Source organism: Mesorhizobium sp. M1027 (genome assembly GCF_040318745.1).
GTDB lineage: Bacteria > Pseudomonadota > Alphaproteobacteria > Rhizobiales > Rhizobiaceae > Mesorhizobium.
Window position 1 is genome coordinate 280,121 of record NZ_JAMYMW010000001.1, and the last position, 19,924, is coordinate 300,044.

At 63.6% G+C, this 19,924-nt stretch carries 13 protein-coding genes; 4 read left to right on the forward strand and 9 right to left on the reverse strand.

Annotation, left to right across the window (positions count from 1 at the left end):
* Positions 1–3: 3 nt before the first annotated feature.
* The 5 genes from NKH50_RS01320 to NKH50_RS01340 form a co-directional block, all read right to left on the reverse strand.
* The gene (locus NKH50_RS01320; RefSeq protein ID WP_352876169.1) at positions 4–2,478 is read right to left on the reverse strand and encodes a GcvT family protein; all 2,475 of its coding nucleotides are present in this window, start codon (positions 2,476–2,478) and stop codon (positions 4–6) included.
* Positions 2,475–3,656 (reverse strand): pyridoxal phosphate-dependent aminotransferase, encoded by a 1,182-nt coding sequence (locus tag NKH50_RS01325; RefSeq protein WP_352477581.1) that lies wholly within the window; start codon positions 3,654–3,656, stop codon positions 2,475–2,477. Before NKH50_RS01325 ends, NKH50_RS01320 begins: the two co-directional genes overlap by 4 nt.
* On the reverse strand, positions 3,656–4,555 hold the full coding sequence (locus tag NKH50_RS01330) for a homocysteine S-methyltransferase family protein (protein WP_352876172.1): 900 nt from the start codon (positions 4,553–4,555) through the stop codon (positions 3,656–3,658). The genes NKH50_RS01325 and NKH50_RS01330 overlap by 1 nt, the downstream gene beginning before the upstream one ends.
* The gene (locus tag NKH50_RS01335) at positions 4,552–7,005 is read right to left on the reverse strand and encodes a GcvT family protein (RefSeq protein WP_352876175.1); all 2,454 of its coding nucleotides are present in this window, start codon (positions 7,003–7,005) and stop codon (positions 4,552–4,554) included. Before NKH50_RS01335 ends, NKH50_RS01330 begins: the two co-directional genes overlap by 4 nt.
* A 76-nt stretch (positions 7,006–7,081) precedes the next feature.
* Entirely contained in the window at positions 7,082–7,669 is a 588-nt protein-coding gene (locus NKH50_RS01340) for a helix-turn-helix domain-containing protein (protein ID WP_352505733.1), read from the reverse strand.
* A gap of 276 nt (positions 7,670–7,945) precedes the next feature.
* On the opposite strand from NKH50_RS01340, the gene NKH50_RS01345 reads away from it, so the two are divergent.
* Positions 7,946–8,644, forward strand: a complete 699-nt coding sequence (locus NKH50_RS01345) for a nitroreductase (protein ID WP_352505735.1) — start codon at positions 7,946–7,948, stop codon at positions 8,642–8,644.
* Between the two features lie 21 nt (positions 8,645–8,665).
* Here NKH50_RS01345 and NKH50_RS01350 read toward each other — a convergent pair whose 3' ends face one another.
* The 4 genes from NKH50_RS01350 to NKH50_RS01365 all read right to left on the reverse strand — a co-directional run bounded on the left by NKH50_RS01350 (position 8,666) and on the right by NKH50_RS01365 (position 13,886).
* The gene (locus tag NKH50_RS01350; RefSeq protein WP_352505736.1) at positions 8,666–9,253 is read right to left on the reverse strand and encodes a sarcosine oxidase subunit gamma; all 588 of its coding nucleotides are present in this window, start codon (positions 9,251–9,253) and stop codon (positions 8,666–8,668) included.
* Complete coding sequence (locus tag NKH50_RS01355) at positions 9,246–12,242, reverse strand: sarcosine oxidase subunit alpha (protein WP_352821449.1); 2,997 nt, start codon at positions 12,240–12,242, stop codon at positions 9,246–9,248. Before NKH50_RS01355 ends, NKH50_RS01350 begins: the two co-directional genes overlap by 8 nt.
* On the reverse strand, positions 12,239–12,535 hold the full coding sequence (locus NKH50_RS01360) for a sarcosine oxidase subunit delta (RefSeq protein WP_023676536.1): 297 nt from the start codon (positions 12,533–12,535) through the stop codon (positions 12,239–12,241). The genes NKH50_RS01355 and NKH50_RS01360 overlap by 4 nt, the downstream gene beginning before the upstream one ends.
* A gap of 91 nt (positions 12,536–12,626) precedes the next feature.
* Positions 12,627–13,886, reverse strand: a complete 1,260-nt coding sequence (locus NKH50_RS01365) for a sarcosine oxidase subunit beta (RefSeq protein WP_352821447.1) — start codon at positions 13,884–13,886, stop codon at positions 12,627–12,629.
* Between the two features lie 236 nt (positions 13,887–14,122).
* Here NKH50_RS01365 and NKH50_RS01370 point away from each other — a divergent pair, with 236 nt between their 5' ends.
* The 3 genes from NKH50_RS01370 to NKH50_RS01380 all read left to right on the forward strand — a co-directional run bounded on the left by NKH50_RS01370 (position 14,123) and on the right by NKH50_RS01380 (position 19,860).
* Complete coding sequence (locus NKH50_RS01370) at positions 14,123–16,612, forward strand: mechanosensitive ion channel family protein (RefSeq protein ID WP_352876181.1); 2,490 nt, start codon at positions 14,123–14,125, stop codon at positions 16,610–16,612.
* A 154-nt stretch (positions 16,613–16,766) separates the two neighbouring features.
* Complete coding sequence (locus NKH50_RS01375; RefSeq protein ID WP_254818157.1) at positions 16,767–17,030, forward strand: hypothetical protein; 264 nt, start codon at positions 16,767–16,769, stop codon at positions 17,028–17,030.
* Positions 17,031–17,298: 268 nt separating this feature from the next.
* Positions 17,299–19,860, forward strand: a complete 2,562-nt coding sequence (locus tag NKH50_RS01380; protein ID WP_352876184.1) for a GcvT family protein — start codon at positions 17,299–17,301, stop codon at positions 19,858–19,860.
* The last annotated feature ends 64 nt before the right edge of the window (positions 19,861–19,924 follow it).

The following is a 19,924-nucleotide window of genomic DNA, read 5'->3' on the forward strand; positions in this document are numbered from 1 at the left end:
GCGCTACATCCGCACCCGTTCCGCCTTCGGATCGTACATCGGCTTAAGCGACGCCTCCGCGGCAAAGCGCTCGCCGGCGATCTCGATCTCGTAGGACGACGACAGGACATCCGCCTCGCTCTCGCCCTTGCAAGGCACGTAACCAAGCCCGATAGCGCCGCCGAGATGATGGCCGTAATTGCCCGAGGTGATCGGACCGACGATCTTGCCGTCGCGCAGGATCGCCTCGTTGTGGAAGAGCAGCGGCTCGGTGTCGTTCAGGCGAAACTGCACCAGCCGGCGCGACAGGCCGGTTTCTTTCTTCTTCAGCACCGCATCGCGGCCGAGGAAGTCTCCCTTGGCCGTCTTCACGGCAAAGCCGAGGCCGGCCTCCAGCACATTGTCTTCGTCGGTGATGTCGTGGCCGAAATGCCTGAAGGCCTTTTCGATGCGGCAGGAATCCAGTGTGTGCAGGCCGCATAGCTTCAGGCCGACGTCGGTGCCGGCTTCTTCTATAGCCTCGAAGACGTGGGCGGCCTGATCGGTCGAGACATAAAGCTCCCAGCCGAGCTCGCCGACATAGGTGACGCGGTGGGCGCGGGCCAGCCCCATGCCGACTTCGATCTCCTGAAACGTCCCGAACGGATTGTTTTCGTTTGAAAAATCGTTGGGGCTCACCCTTTGAATCAGCTTTCTCGCATCCGGGCCCATCAGGCAGAGCACGGCTTCGGCAGCGGTCACATCGGTGATGACGACGAACTCGTCGGCAAGGTGTTTTCGCAGCCAGGCCAGATCGCGCTGCAGCGTCGCACCGGGCACGACGAGGAAGAAGGCTGTTTCAGACAGCCGCGAGACGGTGAGGTCGCTCTCGATGCCACCGCGCTGGTTGAGCATCTGGGTATAGACGATCTTGCCCGGCGCCACATCCATGTCGTTGGCGCAGAGCCTTTGCAGGAAGGCGCAGGCGTGGCGGCCTTCGACGCGGATCTTGCCGAACGAGGTCATGTCGAACAGGCCGACGCCGTTCCTGACCGCCAGATGCTCCTCGCGCTGGTTGTCGAACCAATTCTGCCGTTTCCAGGAATAGCGGTATTCGCGCTCCTGGCCGGGCCTGGCGAACCAGTTGGCGCGCTCCCAGCCGGCGACCTCGCCGAACACCGCACAGCGCGCCTTCAGATGCTCATGCAGCGGCGAGCGCCTTATGTTCCGCGAAGTCGCCATCTGCCGGTAGGGGAAATGATCGGCGTAGAGCAGGCCGAGCGTTTCGGAGACGCGCTCCTTGAGATAACGGCGGTTCTTCTGGAACGGCTGGGCGCGGCGGATGTCGACCTCCCAGAGATCGAAAGGCGCCTCGCCGTCATTGATCCATTGCGCCAGTGCCATGCCGGCGCCACCGGAGGAGACGATGCCGATCGAATTGTAGCCGGTCGCCATCCAGTAGCCGGAAAGCTCCGGCGCCTCGCCGAGATAGTAGCGATCGTCGGGCGTGAAGCTTTCGGGGCCGTTGAAGAAGGTGTGGATGCCGGCGGTGGCCAGCATCGGCATGCGGTTGACGCCCATTTCGAGGATCGGCTCGAAGTGATCCATGTCCGCGGGCAACTGGTCGAAGCAGAAATCCTCGCTTATGCCGTTCATGCCCCACGGCTTGGCTACCGGTTCGAAAGCGCCGAGCATCATCTTGCCGGCATCTTCCTTGTAGTAGGCGCACTCGTCCGGGACGCGCAGCACCGGCAGGCGGGAAAGCCCGGCGATCGGTTCGGTGACGAGATAGAAATGTTCGCAGGCGTGCAACGGGATGGTGACGCCATTCTGGGCGCCAAGCTCGCGTGCCCACATGCCGGCGCAGTTGACGACGATGTCGGTATCGATCGTGCCTTGCTCGTCGCCCTGCGCCCAAGACACTCCGGTGACGCGGCCGGCCCTGGTATGGACCTTGGTCACCTTCACATTCTCGACGATCGTCGCACCACGCTGGCGCGCGCCCTTGGCCAAGGCCATGGCGATGTTGGCGGGGTCGCACTGGCCGTCGAGCGGCAGATGCACGGCGCCGACCACATCGGATACATTGAGATGCGGGTACATCTGCTTGACTTCACGTGGCGAAATCTCGCGCACGTCGACATCGAAGGCGCGGGCGAGAGACGCCTGCCGATAGATCTCGTGCTTGCGCTCCTCGGTCAGCGCCACGGTGATCGAGCCGACCTGGCGCATGCCGGTGCCGACATCGGTCTCGGCCTCGAGCTTGACGTAGAGGTCGGCCGAATATTTCGCCAGCCGCGTCATGTTCTGCGAGCCGCGCAATTGGCCGATCAGGCCGGCAGCGTGCCATGTTGTGCCTGACGTCAGCTGCTTGCGCTCGAGCAGCACGATATCGGTCCAGCCGAGTTTGGCCAGATGATAGGCGACCGAACAACCGGAGACGCCGCCGCCGATGATGACCGCCCTTGCTTTGGGAGGAATGGCCTTAGTCGGAATGGTTTTGGTGGGCGGGGCGCTCATGCGGCCTCACGGCGATAGCTGGATGCGAAGCGGCGCAGGCGTGTGGCAGCCTCCATCAGCACCGGCTCAGGCTGGCAGAGGCTGAAGCGGATGTGGCCTGCTGCGGCCGCGCCGAAGCTCGAGCCGGGCATGACGCCGACCTTTTCCTGGTCGAGGAAAGCCCAGGCGAATTTTTCGTCGTCCGGCTCGATCGCCGATATGTCGAGCATCACATACATGCCGCCTTCGGAGCCGCGCACGGTGACGTTGTTCATACCGCGCATGGCATCGAGAACGACGGCGCGCCTCGCGGCATAGCGCTCGGCGATCTCCTCGACGCCGTAGCCGTTTTCGAGCGCCTCGGCGCAGGCGAGGCTGATGAAGGCGGGCAGGCCGTAGGTCATCACCAGATTGAGGTCGGTCAGCAGCGAGATCATCTCCTCGGGCCCGGTCAGCCAGCCCATGCGCCAGCCGGTCATGCCGTGGCTCTTGGACATCGAATTGATGACTAGCGTGCGTTCCGTCATGCCAGGCAGCGAGCGTGGTGAGACGTGCTCGCCGCGGCCCAGCGTCCAGTAGACCTCGTCCGACAGGAGCCAAAGGTCATGCTCGCGGCAGATCTGCGCCAGCTCTTCCAGGCGCTCGCGCGAATAGACGGCGCCCGTGGGATTGTTCGGCGTGTTGATCAGGATGGCGCGGGTGTTCGGCCGAAGGGCGGCGCGGATGTCGGCGGCGCGCGGCTGAAAGCTGTCTTCGGCGGGGGTCTCGACGACGCTGAACTCGGCGCCCGCCGCACTGAAGGTATTCGGATAGGTGGCGTAATAGGGCGCTACGACGATGGCATGGTCGCCCTGGTCGAGAACCGCTTGAATGGCCGCGTAAAGCGCGGCCTGCCCGCCCGGCGTGGCGATGACCTGGTCGGGGCTGGTCGCAACCCCGGTGCACTGCGTCGAGGCCGCCGCCATCGCCTTGCGCAGGCGTGGAACGCCGGCAAGCGGCGTGTAGTGGTGATTGCTGGCGCGGACGGCCGTCACACAGGCTTCGATCGTCTCGCCCGGCGTGTCGAAATCATGGTCGCCGACCGACAGCATGATGATGTCCTCGCCAGCCTGCTTGCGCGCCCAGGCAGCGGAATGAACCTCCCAGCCATCCTTGCCCGAAGGCACGATGCCGGAAATGCGCGATGATGGTCTGGGCATTATGCTACTCCCGAAATTTCGTAGCCGGCCTGTTCGAGCCGGTCGCGCAGCGCGGCGATGTGGGCAGGTCCGACTTCGCAGCAGCCGCCGACGATGCCGGCGCCAGCCTCGACCCAGCCGATCGCCTGGCCGGCATAGGCATCCGGATCAAGGTCGTGGCGGGCGTGCAGCACTTCCACGGTACCGCCATGCTTGAGCGCCTCAATCGAGGTGAAGCCGTTGGCATAAGCGCCGACCGGACCGCCGAGAGCGATCAGTTCGGGCAGCGCTGCAGCGATCGCTTCGGGCCGGCAGCAATTGATCAGCCGGGCCGCGACGGGGAGGCCGGCAAGAGCGCCCGACGCCGCCGCAATGGCTTCGCCGCTGCGCAGGCGCGGCGTGCCGTGGTCGGCAAGCGTCCACGACACCCATACGGGCTTGCCGCTTTCCGACGCCGCGGTGACGGCGGCGCGCGCCTCTTCGGCCGACGCCATGGTTTCGCACAGAAACAGATCGACGCCGTCCGCCTGCTCGGCAACGATACGGCGATAGATGTCGAGCGTATCCTGGAAGGATATCGTCAGCGCCGGCGCATAGCTGCCGAACAGCGGCGACAGGCAGCCGGCGATCGCCGCGTCGCCGGCCTGGTCGCGGGCTTGCCTTGCCAGTTCGATGCCGCGCTTCTGCAGCGGCTTGAACAGCTCTTCCGCGCCTTCGCGTGCCAGCCGCTCCGGCGTGGCTGAATAGGTGTTGATGGTGATGACGCGGGCGCCGGCGCGGATGAATTCCGCATGCAGGTCGCGCACCAGATCCGGTTCGTCGATCAGCACCCTGGCCGACCACAGCGGCGTCGGCTCGGAACTGCTACGGCGGACCAGCTCCTGGCCCATGCCGCCATCGGTAAGGGTGACAGTCTTCATGCTCTGAGCCTCTCGTTCTTTGGATCCCATAACGGCTCATCCTTCTGCACGACCGCCCGAAAACGTTCGCCGAAGATCTCGATCTCGACCGCGGTTCCCGGCTCGGTGAGGTCGGCGCGCAGCATGCCGAGCGCGATCGACCTGTCGATGCGATGACCCCAGCCGCCGGATGTCGTCTCGCCGACGATCTGGCCGTCATGCCACAGCGTCGACATGTAGGGCGCATCGCAGTCGCCGGGGTTTTCGACAACCAGCGTGACGAAGCGTTTCTTTACGCCCTGCTGCCTTTCGTTCTGCAGCGCCGCCTTGCCACGGAAGTCGGGCTTGTCCCATCTGACGAAGCGCTCCAGCCCGCCCTCCAGGATCGAATAGTCGGTCGACAGGTCGCCCTTCCAGGTACGGTAGCCTTTTTCGAGCCGCAGCGAATCCAGCGCGTACATGCCGAACGGTTTTAGTCTATGCCTCTTCCCGGCCGCCCAGACGGCGTCGAAGATGGCTGCGGTATCGTCGACCTTGCTGTGGATTTCCCAGCCGAGCTCGCCCGCGAAGGACACGCGCACCAGCTTTGCCCAACGTCCGGCGATACTGGTTTCCTGATGCGTCAGCCAGGGCAGGGTGAGGTCGGCTGCGCAGAGTTCGGCCAGGATTTTTCGCGAGTTGGGGCCGGCGAGGATCTGGGTGGAGTATTCCTCCGTCCGGTCGACCAGCTTGAATGCGGCGTCCTTCGGGATGCGCGATTTCAGCCATTCGAAATCATGCCATTGCGCCACCGCGGCGGTGATCAGTGTCATCAGGTCTTCGTCGTGACGGACCACCGACATTTCGGTGACGATGCTGCCCTTGTCATCGGCAAAATAGACGAGGCCGATGCGGCCGGGTTTCGGCACCAGGCCTGTGACCTGGAGGCTGAGCCATTCGGCGGCACCTGGACCATCGAGATTGAAACGGGAAAAGCCCGGCAGGTCCAGAATGCCGGCGGCATCCCGGACGGCGAGGCATTCTTGGCGCACACGATGCTGCCACGGCCCGTCGCGGCGGAAAGTCAGCGTGGCTTGTTCGGAGACGTCGTCACCGGGCTGCGCATACCAGGTGGCGCGTTCCCAGCCATTATAGGCATCGAACTGGGCGCCGAGTGCCTTGATGCGGCCGTGGAGCGGCGACAGCTTGCGGTCGCGTCCGGCCGGCCAGGCATGGCGCGGGAACTGGATGGCGTATTCGTTGCCGTAGATTTCCATGCCCTTGGCAACGCAATAATCCGGAGCCGAGGCGAAGGCGGTGAAACGGCGCGGATCGCAGGACCACATATCCCATTCGGTCTGGCCCTCGGTCACCCATTCGGCCAGCACCTTGCCGGCGCCGCCGCCCTGGGCGATGCCGAAGGTGAAGACGCAGGCCTCGAAGGCGTTGGGCACGCCGGGCATCGGCCCGATCAGCGGGTTGCCGTCCGGCGCATAGGGGATCGGCCCGTTGATGACCTTGGATAGGCCGGCGGTGCCGAGGATCGGCACGCGGGCGACAGCATCGGCCAGGTAATCTTCCAGCCGATCAAGATCGTCGGGAAACAGCTGGAACGAAAAGTCGTCGGGCATCGGGTCGTTGTGGCCGACCCAGTGGGCGCGGCAATTGCGCTCATAAGGGCCGAGATTCATGCCGTTCTTTTCCTGGCGCAGATAATAGGACGTATCGACGTCGCGCAGCAGCGGCAGCTTCTTGCCCTGTTCCTTCGACCACGCCGCCAGTTCGGGGATTTCCTCGAACAGGATATATTGATGGCTCATCACCATCATCGGCACCTCGCGGCCGAACATCCTGCCGATCTCGGCGGCGCGGTATCCGGCGGCGTTGACGACGATCTCGCAGCGGATCTCGCCTTGCGCCGTCTCGACCACCCACTCGTCGTTTTCTCGGCGCACGCCGGTGACCGGGCAGAAACGGATGATCTTCGCGCCCATGTCGCGGGCACCTTTAGCCAGCGCCTGGGTCAATTGCGCCGGGTCGATATCGCCGTCATTCGGATCGTAGAGCGCGCCTTTCAGCTCATGCGTCTCGATGAAGGGGTAACGACGCTTGATCTCGTCGAGCCCGACGACATCGATGTCCATGCCCTGGTAGCGGCCCATGCCCTTGGCGCGCTGGAATTCCTGCATGCGCTCCGCGCTATGGGCTAGCCTGAGCGAGCCGGTGACGTGGTAGTTCATTGGATAGCCGACCTCGTCGCCCAGCCGGCGATAGAGTTCGGTCGAATATCGCTGCATGTTCATCAGCGACCATGACGACGAGAAAGTCGGCACGTTGCCGGCGGCATGCCAGGTCGAGCCGGAAGTCAGCTCGTTCTTCTCCAGAAGCACGCAGTCGATCCAGCCCGCTTTGGCGAGATGATAGAGCGAGGAGGCGCCGACGACACCGCCTCCGATGATCACAACGCGTGCCGTGGTCGGCAAACCGGCCATGTTCTTCTCCGACTATTTGTTTTGATGCATGTCATTGTCCCAAACCGCCACGCACTTTTGGGCGACATGCATTCGTTCAGTAGACAGGCGGCGAAACCACCCAGATGACGACAGCCGGCTCGGCTCCAGGATTGCGCCAGCGGAACGGCTTGCCGTCGAAGCGGAAGGAGTCGCCTTCGCCAAGCCGGTGCCAGACGCCAGCAATTTCGATGTCGAAGCTGCCGGAAGCGACGTAGCCGGCTTCCTCGGTCGGCCGGCGCGCCTCGGTCTTCAGCTCGGCACCCGGGGCGAAGGCCGAACGCAGCATCTCGAAGCTACCGCCGAGATCGGGCGACAGCAGCTCCTCCACCAGGCCAGAATCGCTTGTGCCAAGCACGCGTCGGCTGCCGGCGCGCACGACCACGCCGCGCTCGGTCTCGACAGGCACGTCATGGCTGAAGAACAGGCTGACCGGCACGCCGAACAATTCGGCGAAGGCTCTGAGGTCGCCGAGCGACGGGATCGACAGGCCGCGCTCGACCTGGCTGACCCAGCCGACGGAGCGGCCGAGCTTGAGGCCGGTCTCGGCAAGCGTCAGTCCGCGCGCCTTGCGCAAGGCGCGGATGTCGCCGGCCAGCAGCCGTTCGCCGCTGTCTTGTTCCGATCTGGCCGCGGTTGAGGGCAAAGCTGTCCCTGTTTCGGTGAAAAATTCCCAGCAAATTTCATGTGACGGCACGTTTGTGAAAAAATCAAGAGGATTTTCATGCGCCCACAAGATTTACTTGCGCCATTTTGACGGTTCGGGCAAAGGCTCGGCGCACGAGCGGCGAGTGGGGCGTCCGGTCGAGGCGGATAGGCTTATCGGGCGTTCAAAAAGACGCGCAAGGATGCTCCATCACTTCTAGTCGGCGCATGATCCTTCCGGAGAATCGGGTTCGGGATCATACGCAAAGGGACGGCCATGCTGGAAAACAACTCCCGGATTGCGGCGGCGATCGTCGATGACGCGATCACCTCGCGCCGATCGGTACGCGCCTTCTTGCCCGATATGATCGACGACGAGACCATCCGCGATATTCTCGCCGTTGCCGCGCGCGCGCCGTCAGGCACCAACATGCAGCCCTGGAAGGTCTATGTGACCAAGGGCGAGGTCAAGCAGCGCATCAGCGATGCCATCCTCAGCTCGGGCATCCGCGCCGAAAAGGCGGAATGGGACGAATATCGCTATTATCCCGACCAGTTCTTCGAACCCTATCTGACGCGGCGGCGGGCCAACGGCTTCGGTCTCTACGGCGTGCTCGGCATCGGCCGGCGCGAGGTCGACAGGATGCGCGCGCAGCACGACCGCAACTTCATCTTCTTCGATGCGCCGGTCGGCATGATCTTCACCGTCGACCGGCGGCTGAACAAAGGGTCGTGGATCGACTACGGCATGTTCCTGCAAAACATCATGGTCGCGGCGCGGGGCAGGGGCCTGCACACCTGTCCGCAAGCTGCCTTCGCGCCCTATCACCGGCAGATCAGGCCGGTGCTCAACATTCCCGACGAGGAGATCGTTGTCTGCGGCATGGCGCTCGGCCATGAGGACACGTCCAAGCCCGAAAACGCATTCCGCACCGACCGCGCGCCGCTGGAAGAGTGGGTGACGTTCGCCAGCTAACGTGGCGACGCGCCGGCTGAGTTATTGCACGTCGTAGCCGACTTCCTCGCTAGCGTGGCAGAGTGCCTTCCAGAACGAGCGTGCGAACGAGCGGAACACGTAGATGTCGAACTGATCGGCCGCGGTGCGCTGGATCTGCGCGAAGACGTCGTGATGCATGGTCGAGCGGCCGGCGCCGATCGGGAAGGCCGGCAGCGCGAAGTCGATGGCGAAGAATTTCGCCAGCACCCACTCGGCCTTCGGCCCGGCGATACGGATCGCGGTGCGGCCGTGCGAAAGGTCGGTGACCGTACCGATGGCCGGAGTGACGACATCGGCAAAGGCCGTCGCCAATCCCTCGGCTTCATCGACAACCGTAAATTTTCCCGGCGCAAAGCCGAACACCGACCTGGCGCCGTTCGTCACACCGCCGCCGGCGCCGTCGGGCAAAGTCAGGCCGGTGACCGTATGGATGCCGGCCATCAACGTCTTCTCCTCGCCGGGCCAGGCGGCGAGCTGCAGAATCGACCCCGGCCTGGTTTCGGAGAGGATGATTTCGACGCCGTGCTCGAAATCGCCATGCGAGCCCGGATGCAGCACCGGCTCAAGCGGTGATTGGCGTTCAACCATGCATGCGGCTCCCGTCCGGATCGAAGAAATGGTTGGAGACGATCTCGACCGGCCCGAACCGGTTGCGCAACGGGTCGGAAACGTAGGCACGCGAGCCGCGCCGCGCCTTGCCGCCCTTGACCAGGGCAAGCGCGATATATTTGCCGAGCGCCGGCGAATAGCAGCAGGCGGTGATGTGGCCAAGCGAGCCGTGGGGATTGGCTTCGTCAAGCTGCTCGACGATGTGTGCGCCCCCATTGAGCGGCTGGTTGTCGAGCGAAACAATACCGACGAGTTCCAGGCGGTCGGGTGCGATCAGCCCCTCGCGATCCATCATCGCCGAGCCGATGAACGGCTTCTTCTTCGACAGCATCCAGTCGAGATGCAGGTCGCGTGCCGTGGTACGGCCGTCGATCTCGGCACCGGTGACGTGGCCTTTCTCGATGCGCATGGTGCCCAGCGCCTCCAGCCCGTAGGTCACCAGCCCGAACGGCTTGCCGGCTTCGATGAGCGCCTCCCAGACATAGGTGCCGTAACCGGCGCCGGAATAGACCTCGAAGGCCATTTCGCCGGAGAAGGACAGCCGGCAGATCATCACCGGCACGCCGGCGATTTCGCCGTGGACGATGGCCATGAAGGGCAGTGCGGCATTGTCGACGGCGGTGCCGCTGACGCAAGCAGCCAATATCTGCCTTGCCTTCGGCCCGCCGATGGCGGCACCGGCCCATTGATCGGTTACCGAGGTGACGTGGACCTTCAGCTCCGGCCAGATCACGTCGAGGAAATACTCCAGATGCTGCATCACCTTGCCGGCATTGGCGGTGGTGGTGGTCATCAGGAAATCCTGCTCGCCGAGCCGCCATGTTGTGCCGTCGTCGAAGGCGAGACCGTCCTCGCGCAGCATCAGCCCGTAGCGCGCCTTGCCAACGGCCAGCGTCGAAAACATGTTGGTGTAGACGCGGTCAAGGAATTCCGCCGCGTCCGGGCCTTGCACGGCGATCTTGCCCAGTGTCGAGACGTCGACGATGCCGGCGCTCTCGCGCGTGGCTCTCGCTTCGCGCACATAGGCCTGCTCGATCGTCTCGCCGGGATGGCCATAGATCATCGGCCGGTACCAGAGGCCGGCCGAATACATGGTGGCGCCGTTGGCGACGTGCCAGTCATGCATCGGCGTCAGTCGCTCGGGTTTCAGATCGCCGAAGCGTTCGGCGGCAAGCGAGCCGATCGATACCGCCGAAAAGGGCGGGCGAAAGCGCGTCGTGCCGACCTGCGGGATCGGCTTGCCCAGCGCCTCGGCCATTATGGCCAGGCCTGGTATGTTGGAACTCTTGCCCTGGTCGGTCGCCATGCCGAGCGTGGTGTAGCGCTTCAGATGCTCGACCGAGACGAAGCCTTCCCGATGCGCCAGCCGCACGTCGTCGGCCGTCACATCATGCTGGAAATCGACGAAGCTCTTTCCACTGGCCCTGATCTCGAACACCGGCGCCGGATCGGGATCGCCGGGAGCGGCTTCGACAACCGGCAAGGCCGCCGGCGTGCCGGTTCCGCCCGTCGCGGAAAAACCGGCGGCGCGACCTTCGGCGATCGCCTCGGCGGTGGAGAAACTGCCGGTGAAGGCGCCGGCGCCGATCCATTGCCGTGTTGTAGGTTTCGGCGGCAGGAACGCTTGCAACGTTTCGTTCCATTCCGCCTTGGCGCCGGCCTGGCTGGCCAGATGGATGGTCGGCGACCAGCCGCCCGACATCAGCAGGCAATCGGCGTGGATGCTGCGCGCATCGCCGGAAAGCGCGCCACTCGCCATATCGAAGCGCTGCACCTTGAAGCCGGACAGCGCCTTGCCGCCCTCGGTGGCGATCACCGCGTGGCCAGAAAAGATCTCGGCCTCGGTTTCGCCGGCCAGCTTGCGCATCTCGCTCGAAAGCTCAGGGCGTACGTCGACGATGGCGACGACCACGGCGCCGGCCTTCTTCAGCGCCAGGGCCGCGCGATAGGCGCTGTCATTGTTGGTGAACAGCCCGATCCTGTCGCCGGGCAGCACGCCATATTCAGTGGCAAAACGCTCGGCCGCATGCGCCAGCATCACGCCTGGTCGATCATTGCCCGGAAAGACCAGCGGACGCTCCAGGGAGCCGGTGGCCAGCACCACCGACTTGGCGCGGATTGTCCAGTAGCGATGGCGGGGTTCGCCCTTGCCGGGCGTTTCCTTGTGGTCGGTGACGCGTTCGAGCGCAGCAAGCGTGTTGCCGTCATAATAGCCCCAGACCGTGGTGCGCGGCAGCAGGCGGACATTGTCACGGCCTTCGAGCTGGCCAGCGGCGCGCGCCGCCCAGCCGGGGGCCGGCATGCCATCGATCGTCTCGCCCGACCAATTGGCCGAGCCGCCGAAATGCGGCTCGAGCTCGGCCAGGATGACGCGTGCACCCTGATCGGCAGCAGCCCTGGCGGCCATCAGCCCGGCCGGGCCGGAGCCGACTACCAGCACATCGCAAAACGCGTTCATGCGTTCGTAGCGCGCCGTATCGGGAGCCGTGCCTGCCTTGCCCAGGCCGGCGGCACGGCGGATGAAATGCTCACAGAACATCCAGAAGCGTGTGCCCTTCAGCGGACCGATCACCGGTCCCATGAAGGTCTTGTAGTAGAAGCCGGCCGACAAAAGCTTGCCGCCGAGCTGGTTCACGGCACTGACGTCCCAGGCAAGTGAGGGGAAACGGTTCTGGCTGATTGCGGTCAGCCCGTCATAGATCTCGACCATGGTGGCGGGAATGTTCGGCTCGCGAACCTCGCCCCTCAACACGGTGACCAGCGCGTTAGGCTCCTCGACGCCGGCGGTCAGCACGCCGCGGGGACGGTGATATTTGAACGAACGCCCGAACAGGGTGACGCCGTTGGCCAGCAGCGCCGAAGCCAGCGTGTCGCCGGCGTGGCCGGTATAGGGCGCGCCGTCGAAGGTGAAACGAATGGTCCGCAGCCGGTCTATGAGGCCGCCGGCCTCGGTACGGCGCGGGCTCATGGCTTGTCCTCGGCCCGGTGCCGCGCAACCGAATTGTGATCGCCGCGCGCGAACGCGGTGCTGGAGATCTCGTGCGTCAGCGTGTTGCGCACGACCCTGAGATGGGCGCGGCAGCCGCCGGAATGCTGCCAGATCTCATTGTGGTCACCGGCCGGGTTCAGCCGGTCGTAGACATAAGCGTTCCAGGCGTCGAGATTCTGCGAGGCGGGCTGTGGGCGCTGGCGATTGCCGTCGCCCTGATAGGTGAATTCGATCACGTCGCGCGGGCCGCAATAGGGGCAGGTGATGAGCATGGATCTCTTAAACTTCTCGTTTGACCACGATCTTGTCCGAAAACCGGTTTCCACTTTTCGCTGACGCGGACCTGCGGTTCGGGATCATGGCCTAATGCAGCCGGGGCGTGGCGCCCTGGCCCTTGTCGTCGATCACCAGGCCACGATAGAAGCGGTCGAACGTGAAGGCCGCGTTGAGATCGTGTGGCTCGTCCTTGGCAATGGTCCAGGCAAAGCACCAGCCGGAAGCCGGCGTCGCCTTGAAGCCGCCATAGCACCAGCCGCAGTTGAGATACATGCCCGGCAGCGGACCGGTGGTGATGATTGGCGAGCCGTCCATAGACATGTCGCAGACGCCGCCCCATGAGCGCAGCATGCGGACACGGGCCAGCCCAGGGAACAGCGCCAGCATCTCGCTCATCACCTCATCGACGATCGGCAGGCTGCCGCGTTGGGCGTAGCTGTTGTAGCCGTCGAGATCGCCGCCATAGACAAGGCCGCCCTTGTCCGATTGCGACATATAAAAATGGCCCATGCCGAAGGTCAGGACCGTATCGATGAACGGCTTTAGCGATTCCGTGACGAAGGCCTGCAGCACGTGGCTCTCGATCGGCATCGTCTCGATCCCGGCGAGCCGCATGACTTGCCCGGTGCTGCCGGCCACTGCGACGGCTACCTTCTTGGCGCGGATTTCGCCGCGCGTCGTCGTGACGCCGGTGATACGGTCGCCGTCGCGCAGGAAGCCGGTGACCTCGCAGTTTTCGATGATGTCGACGCCGCGGCGATCTGCGCCGCGCGCATAGCCCCAGGCGACGGCGTCGTGGCGGGCGGTGCCGGCGCGCCGCTGCATCAGGCCGCCGACAATCGGGAAGCGCGCGGTGGCCGAGACGTCCAGTGCCGGTATCAGGCGGGCGATCTCCGCCGTAGTCATCAGTTCGGCGTCGACGCCGAGATGGCGCATGGCGTTGCCGCGCCGGGCATAGTCGTCGAGCTGGGCAGGTGTGTGGGCGAGGTTCAGGCAGCCGCGCTGCGAGAACATGACGTTGTAGTTGAGGTCGTGGGCCAGGTTCTCCCACAGCTTCATCGAATGCTCGTAAAAGCGCGTGTTGGCCGGCAGGAGATAATTGGAACGGACCGCTGTGGTGTTGCGGCCGACATTGCCGGAGCCGAGCCAGCCCTTCTCCAGCACCGCGACATTGGTGATGCCGTGCTCCTTGGCTAGGTAGTAAGCGGTCGACAGGCCATGGCCGCCGCCGCCGATGACGATCACGTCATAGGACGCCTTCGGGTCGGGCTTGCGCCAGGCCGGCCTCCAGTCCTTGTTTCCGGTCAGCGCGTTCTTGAGAAGCGAAAAGGCCGAATATTCCGCCATTCTTATTGTCATCCATTTCAGGCTTGGCGGCAGACTATAGAGCAGGTGGCCAACGCAAAGCCAAGATTGCGCCATCGCTTTTCGACTCCCCGACTTCGATTGACCGTCTCCGATTGGCCGAGTTCGATTGGCCGACTTCGAAAAACGAGACGCCTGACTTGCCCCGTGATATGAGCCTCTTTATCAAGGACGTGCTTCAAAACTGCCGATGCCGCTCGCGAGTCGCCAGAAAAGTCATGTTCTTTCGTTTACTCCGCCTGGTCTTGATTCTTGCGCTTGTCGTCTCGGCCCCGCCGTCGTTCGTTGCAATGGCGCAGGCACTCGGGCAGGGCGCCGCCGGGTTGATCGCAGACCAGCAGAAGGTCATCCAGAGTCTGACGGCCAAGACCGACGGTCTCGAGAAGAAAATACAGCAGGACGGCCAAGACGATGCCACCCTGGTGGAAATCCGTCTGCAACTGGAGGATCTGTCGCGGGCGGCGCTCACCAGCGCGCTAGCGTTCCGCTCGCGTCTCGGCGATATCAACGATCGGATTGAGGTGCTGGGACCTCCGCCGGCCGCGGGCCAGCCGGCCGAGCCAGACATCGTAACCGGTGAACGCCAGGCCTTGGCTTCCGAAAAAGCCGAGATCAACGCCGTTATTGCCAGCGCGCAGAACCTGTCGATCCGCATCAGTGGGCTGATCGAGAAGATCGGCAACATGCGCAGCGAGCTGTTTCGCAATGTGCTTACCAAGCGCTACGTGCTGTCCGATGCGCTCAGCCCCGAAGTCTTTTCCGACGCCAACGCTGAGTTTTCCGGCTTCTATAAGGCGGTCTCGTCCTGGCTGAGCTTCGCCTTCAAGTTCAAGTTCCAGGCCATTCTTGCCGCGACTTTGATGGCGCTCGCATTCGCTGCAGTGCTTTTTATCGGCGGCCGACGCCTGTTCGGCCGCGTCTTCGAAGCGGATCCCTCCGTCGAGGACCCCTCCTATCTCAGCCGGCTGTCGGTGGCGTTCTGGTCGACATTGCTGCCGACGCTGGCGGTCGGCGCCTTCCTTGTCTCGACGATCTTCTTCTTCAATTATTACAACGTTTTACGCGGTGACATCGGCATCTTCCTGAATTCGCTGGTTGCCGTTGTCGCGGTGGTGTTCTGCGTCAACCGCCTGACCAACGCAGCGCTCGAGCCCCGACTGCCGAACTGGCGTCTGATCCCGGTCGAAACCGGCCCGGCGCGCTGGCTGGTGCGGCTGACGACCGCTATGGCCGTCGCCATCGGCATCAACTATTTCCTGTCGGTCGTGAACGACAAGATGGGCTCGCCACTGTCGCTGACCATCGCCAGAAGCTTCATCGCCACCATCATCGTCGGCATCATCCTGATCCTGATGGGCTTGCTGAAGCCGTTCAAGGCTCCCGACGGAAGCTGGCGCCCATGGCCGGCGTGGCTGCGCTACACCGCCATCGCGCTAGGCCTTTTCACCATCGCATCGGCACTGCTTGGCTATATCGGCCTTGCAATTTTCGTCTCGCTGCAGGTCGTAGTCACCGGCACGATCCTGGTCACCGCCTATATCGGTTTCCTGTCGGCGCGGGCGATCGGCGAGGAAGGCGGGTTCGCCAAAACTTCGATCGGGCGCTGGCTAGCGGCCAATTCAAGCTACGAAGAGACCGCCCTCGACCAGCTCGGGCTTGTCGTCAGCGCCGCCATCAACATCATGATTGTGCTGGTGTTCCTGCCGCTGATCCTGTTGATGTGGGGTTTCCAGCCCGGCGACATCCAGGCCTGGGCCTACAAGCTGGCGACCGGCCTCACCATCGGTTCGGTGACGATCTCGGTCACCGGCATTCTCACCGGCGTCGTCGTCTTCATTATCGGCTATTTCCTCACGCGCTGGTTCCAGGGCTGGCTCGACGGCTCGGTGATGGCGCGCGGCCGGGTCGACACCGGCGTGCGCAATTCGATCCGGCTGGCGGTCGGTTATGCCGGCGTCGCGGTCGCGGCACTGGTCGGCATCTCGGCGGCTGGTATTGACCTCTCCAATCTTGCGCTGGTCGCCGGCGCCCTGTCCCTCGGCATCGGTTTCGGCCTGCAAAATGTCGTCTCGAATTTCGTGTCGGGCCTGATCCTGCTGGCCGAGCGGCCGTTCAAGGTCGGCGACTGGATCGTCGCCGGCGACATCAGCGGCACGGTCAAGAAGATCAGCGTGCGCGCCACCGAGATCGAAACGTTTCAACGGCAATCGGTGATCCTGCCCAATTCAAACCTGATCAACAATGCGGTCGGCAACTGGACGCACCGCAACAAGCTCGGCCGCATCGACATCAAGGTCGGCGTTGCCTATGGCAGCGACGTCAAGCACGTGCATGGCGTCCTGTTGGAGATCGCACGCAGCCATCCGCTGGTGCTGAAGAACCCGGAACCCTTTGTGTTGTTTTCCAATTTCGGCCCGGCCGCGCTCGAATTCGAGATCCGCGTGTTCCTGGCAGACGTTCTTAGTGGCAATATCGTCCAGAACGACATCCGCTTTGCCATCTTCGATGTGTTCGCCGACCAGCATATCGAAATTCCGTCGACACCGCGCGCCGTCGTCGAGACCAAAAAGCACGAGGCGTGGCCGATCGACGACGACAAGATCGAAGTCGAATTCGCCGAACGGGAACAAGCAAAAGCTCTAGCGGCGGTCGAGGCGAAACGTCTCGCCAAGTCGGAACGCAAGGTACGCAAGCCCGATCCTGACTAGCGTTTGGAGCTTGCCTTCAAGCTTCGGAAATCAATTGCGGCATGAATGCGGCATTCAGTTGCTGTTCAGCTTGCATTGCATATAAGCTCACCTGCAAACGGCGAGAATGCCTTGCGAAATGCAACAGAGGCGGTGGCAACACCGATACTGCAAAATGTGGAAGTCTCTCGTCGCCGCCATCGCTTTTCTGGCCGTGGGCGGTTCGGCCCATGCCGCCAGCGCGGTCAACAAGGACGCCGAGACCCGCACGCTGATCGTGACGGAAGGCGGCGGCAAGACCGAGCTGGCGCTGGCCGCCGGCGAAACCGTGGAATTTTGCCCGAGCGGCTGTTTTGTTACCTTGCCGAATGGCGACCTCGAGGCGCTGACGGGTTCGGAAACCGTCGAGATCTCGGGCGGCGTCGCGCGCATCAAGTAAAGTCGACGCCATGATTTTTGAAGGCCGGGCAAACGCCCGGCCTTTTATTTACTTCCAGTAGTCGGCGATGAAGGTATTCACTTTTCTTCGAAGCTGCGCAGAACGGGCTCTAGCAGCGCTTTCGTACCGAGCAGGGTGAAGGCGTAGGTCCAACTGCATTCGACGAGCTGGTGGCGCGGGCTTTTTTGGCGATGTCGCAAACAGGCTGCAAGCGCGCCGCCGCGCCGACCTATAGTCTGCTCGCAATAGCATCTTGGAGTCGCGGGCAATGGCAGGGTTTCCGGAAAAGGCGAAGGTCGTCATCGTCGGGCTGGGCGGCATCGTCGGCGCATCGGTCGCCCATCACCTGATCGAGCGCGGATGGGACGATATTGTCGGCATCGACAAATCGGGCATCCCGACGGATATCGGCTCGACGGCGCATGCCTCCGACTTCTGCTACACGACCAGCCATGATTTCCTTTCGTGCTGGACGACGCTCTATTCCATCGATTTCTACGAAAAGATGGGTCATTACGCCCGCATCGGCGGCCTCGAGGTCGCACGCGTCGGCGACGACGCCCGCATGGCGGAAATCAAGCGCAAGATCGCCTCGGCGAAGGCCTTCGGCACACGCGCCCGCCTGATCGATCCCGCCGAGATCAAGGAAAAATTCCCGCTGATCGAAGAACAGATGGTACAGGGCGGCCTGTGGGATCCCGATGCCGGCCTCGTCATCCCGCGTTCGCAGACAGTCGCCGGCAAGCTGGTCGACCAGGCGGAAGCCTCGGGCAAACTCAAGGCGTTTGCCAACACCTCGGCCAGGTCGCTCGTCATCGAGAACGGCCGCATCAAGGGCGTGGTGACCGACCGCGGCACCATCCAGGCCGACTACGTCGTGGTCTGCACGGGCATTTGGGGGCGGCTGATCGCGGAAATGGCGGGCGAGGACCTGCCGGTCATGCCGATCGACCACCCGCTCACCTTCTTCGGGCCGTACACCGAGTTCGCCGGCACCGGCAAGGAGATCGGCTGGCCGCTGCTGCGCGACCAGGGTAATTCGGCCTATATGCGCGATACCGGCGATCCCAAGACCGCCGAAGGCGGGCAGATCGAATGGGGTTATTACGAAGAGACCAATCCGCGCCTTTGCCATCCGCGCGATATTCTCGAGAAAAACGAGGCACGGCTTTCGCCGTCGCAGCGCGATCTCGACATGGAGCAGATCCTGGCGCCGCTCGAGCGGGCCGTGGAACTGACGCCGATCCTGGGCGAGCTGGGCTACAATGAGAGCCATTCCTTCAACGGGCTGCTGCAGGTGACGGCGGACGGCGGCCCTTCGATGGGCGAAAGCCAGAAGGTGAGGGGCCTCTGGTATGCCGTGGCGATCTGGGTCAAGGACGGTCCCGGCATGGGCAAGCTCATCGCTGACTGGATGACAGACGGCCGCACGGCGATCGACCATCACGCCATCGACTATTCGCGCTTCTATCCGCACCAGACGAAAGAGCAGTTCATCTGGGACCGCTGCACTGAAACGGCGATGAAGGTCTACAATCCGGCGGTCCATCCGCGCGAGCCCTTCTCCAAGGCTCGCAATGTCCGCCGCTCGCCGTTCTGGGAGCGCGAGAAGGAACTCGGCGGCTATTTCATGGAGCTCGGCGGCTGGGAGCGCGCCCATGGCTACGCCGCCAACGAGCATCTGCTCGAGAAATACGGCAACCGGGTGCCGGTGCGCCAAAACGAATGGGATAACCGCCACTTCTGGCGCGTCTCGAACGCCGAGCATCTAGCCATGAGCGAGGATTGCGGCATCGTCAACCTGTCGCATTTCGCCATGTACGACGTCGAAGGCCCGGACCATGTCGCGCTGATGGAATGGCTGTGCGCGGCAAAGATCGGCGGTGACGGCAATATCGGCAAGGGCATCTATACCCATTTCCTCGACGAGGCAGGCATGGTGCGCGCCGACCTGACCGTCATCCGCATGGCCGACCGCTGCCGCGTCATCGACGGCGCTGATGCCGGGCCGCGCGACTTCCAGTACATGCGCCGGACGGCAAAAGACAAAGGCTTCGACGTTACCGTCACCGACGTGACCGAGAAGTACGTGACCATCGGCATCTGGGGTCCGAACGCGCGGGCGACATTGGGCAAGTGCGTGGAAAACCCCGACGGGCTGACGCCGGAGAATTTTCCCTTTGCCGCGATCAAGCCCGTCAGGATCGCCGGCAAGGACGTGACCGCCTTCCGCATCTCCTATGTCGGCGAGCAAGGCTGGGAACTGCACATGCGCTACGAGGACGGCCTCGCCGTCTGGGACGCGCTGCGGTCGACCGGCGTGATGGCCTTTGGCGTCGAGACCTATGCCAACAGCCGCCGTATGGAGAAGAGCCTGCGTCTGCAAAACGCGGATCTGTTGACCGAATATAATCTGCTGGAAGCCGACCTTGCCCGACCGAAGGTCAAGGAGGCCGATTTCTGCGGCAAGGCAAAGCATCTGGAATATCGCGCCCGGGTGCACCAGCCGGCCATGCTTTGCACGCTTATCATGACAGACAATACCGATTCCAACGGCGTTCCGCGCTATCCGGTCGGCACGATGCCGGTGATGGACCCGCAAACCGGTGAGACGCTCGTCGACGAGCTCGGCCGCCGCTCCTTCACGACCTCGGTGGCCTATGGTCCGACCCTCGGCAAGAACATCGCGCTCGCCTACCTGCCCTGGGCGTATTGCCAGGAGGGCCGCAAGCTGAACGTCGAATATTTCGGCGAGAAATACCCGGTCGAAGTGGCCGCCGTCGGCTACAGGCCGCTCTATGACCCGGAGAACCTCAATCCGCGCAGCTAAGCATTGGGACGGTCGCAAAAATGTGACCGAGTGAGCCCGGCTCTCCACCGGGCTTTCTCTTTGT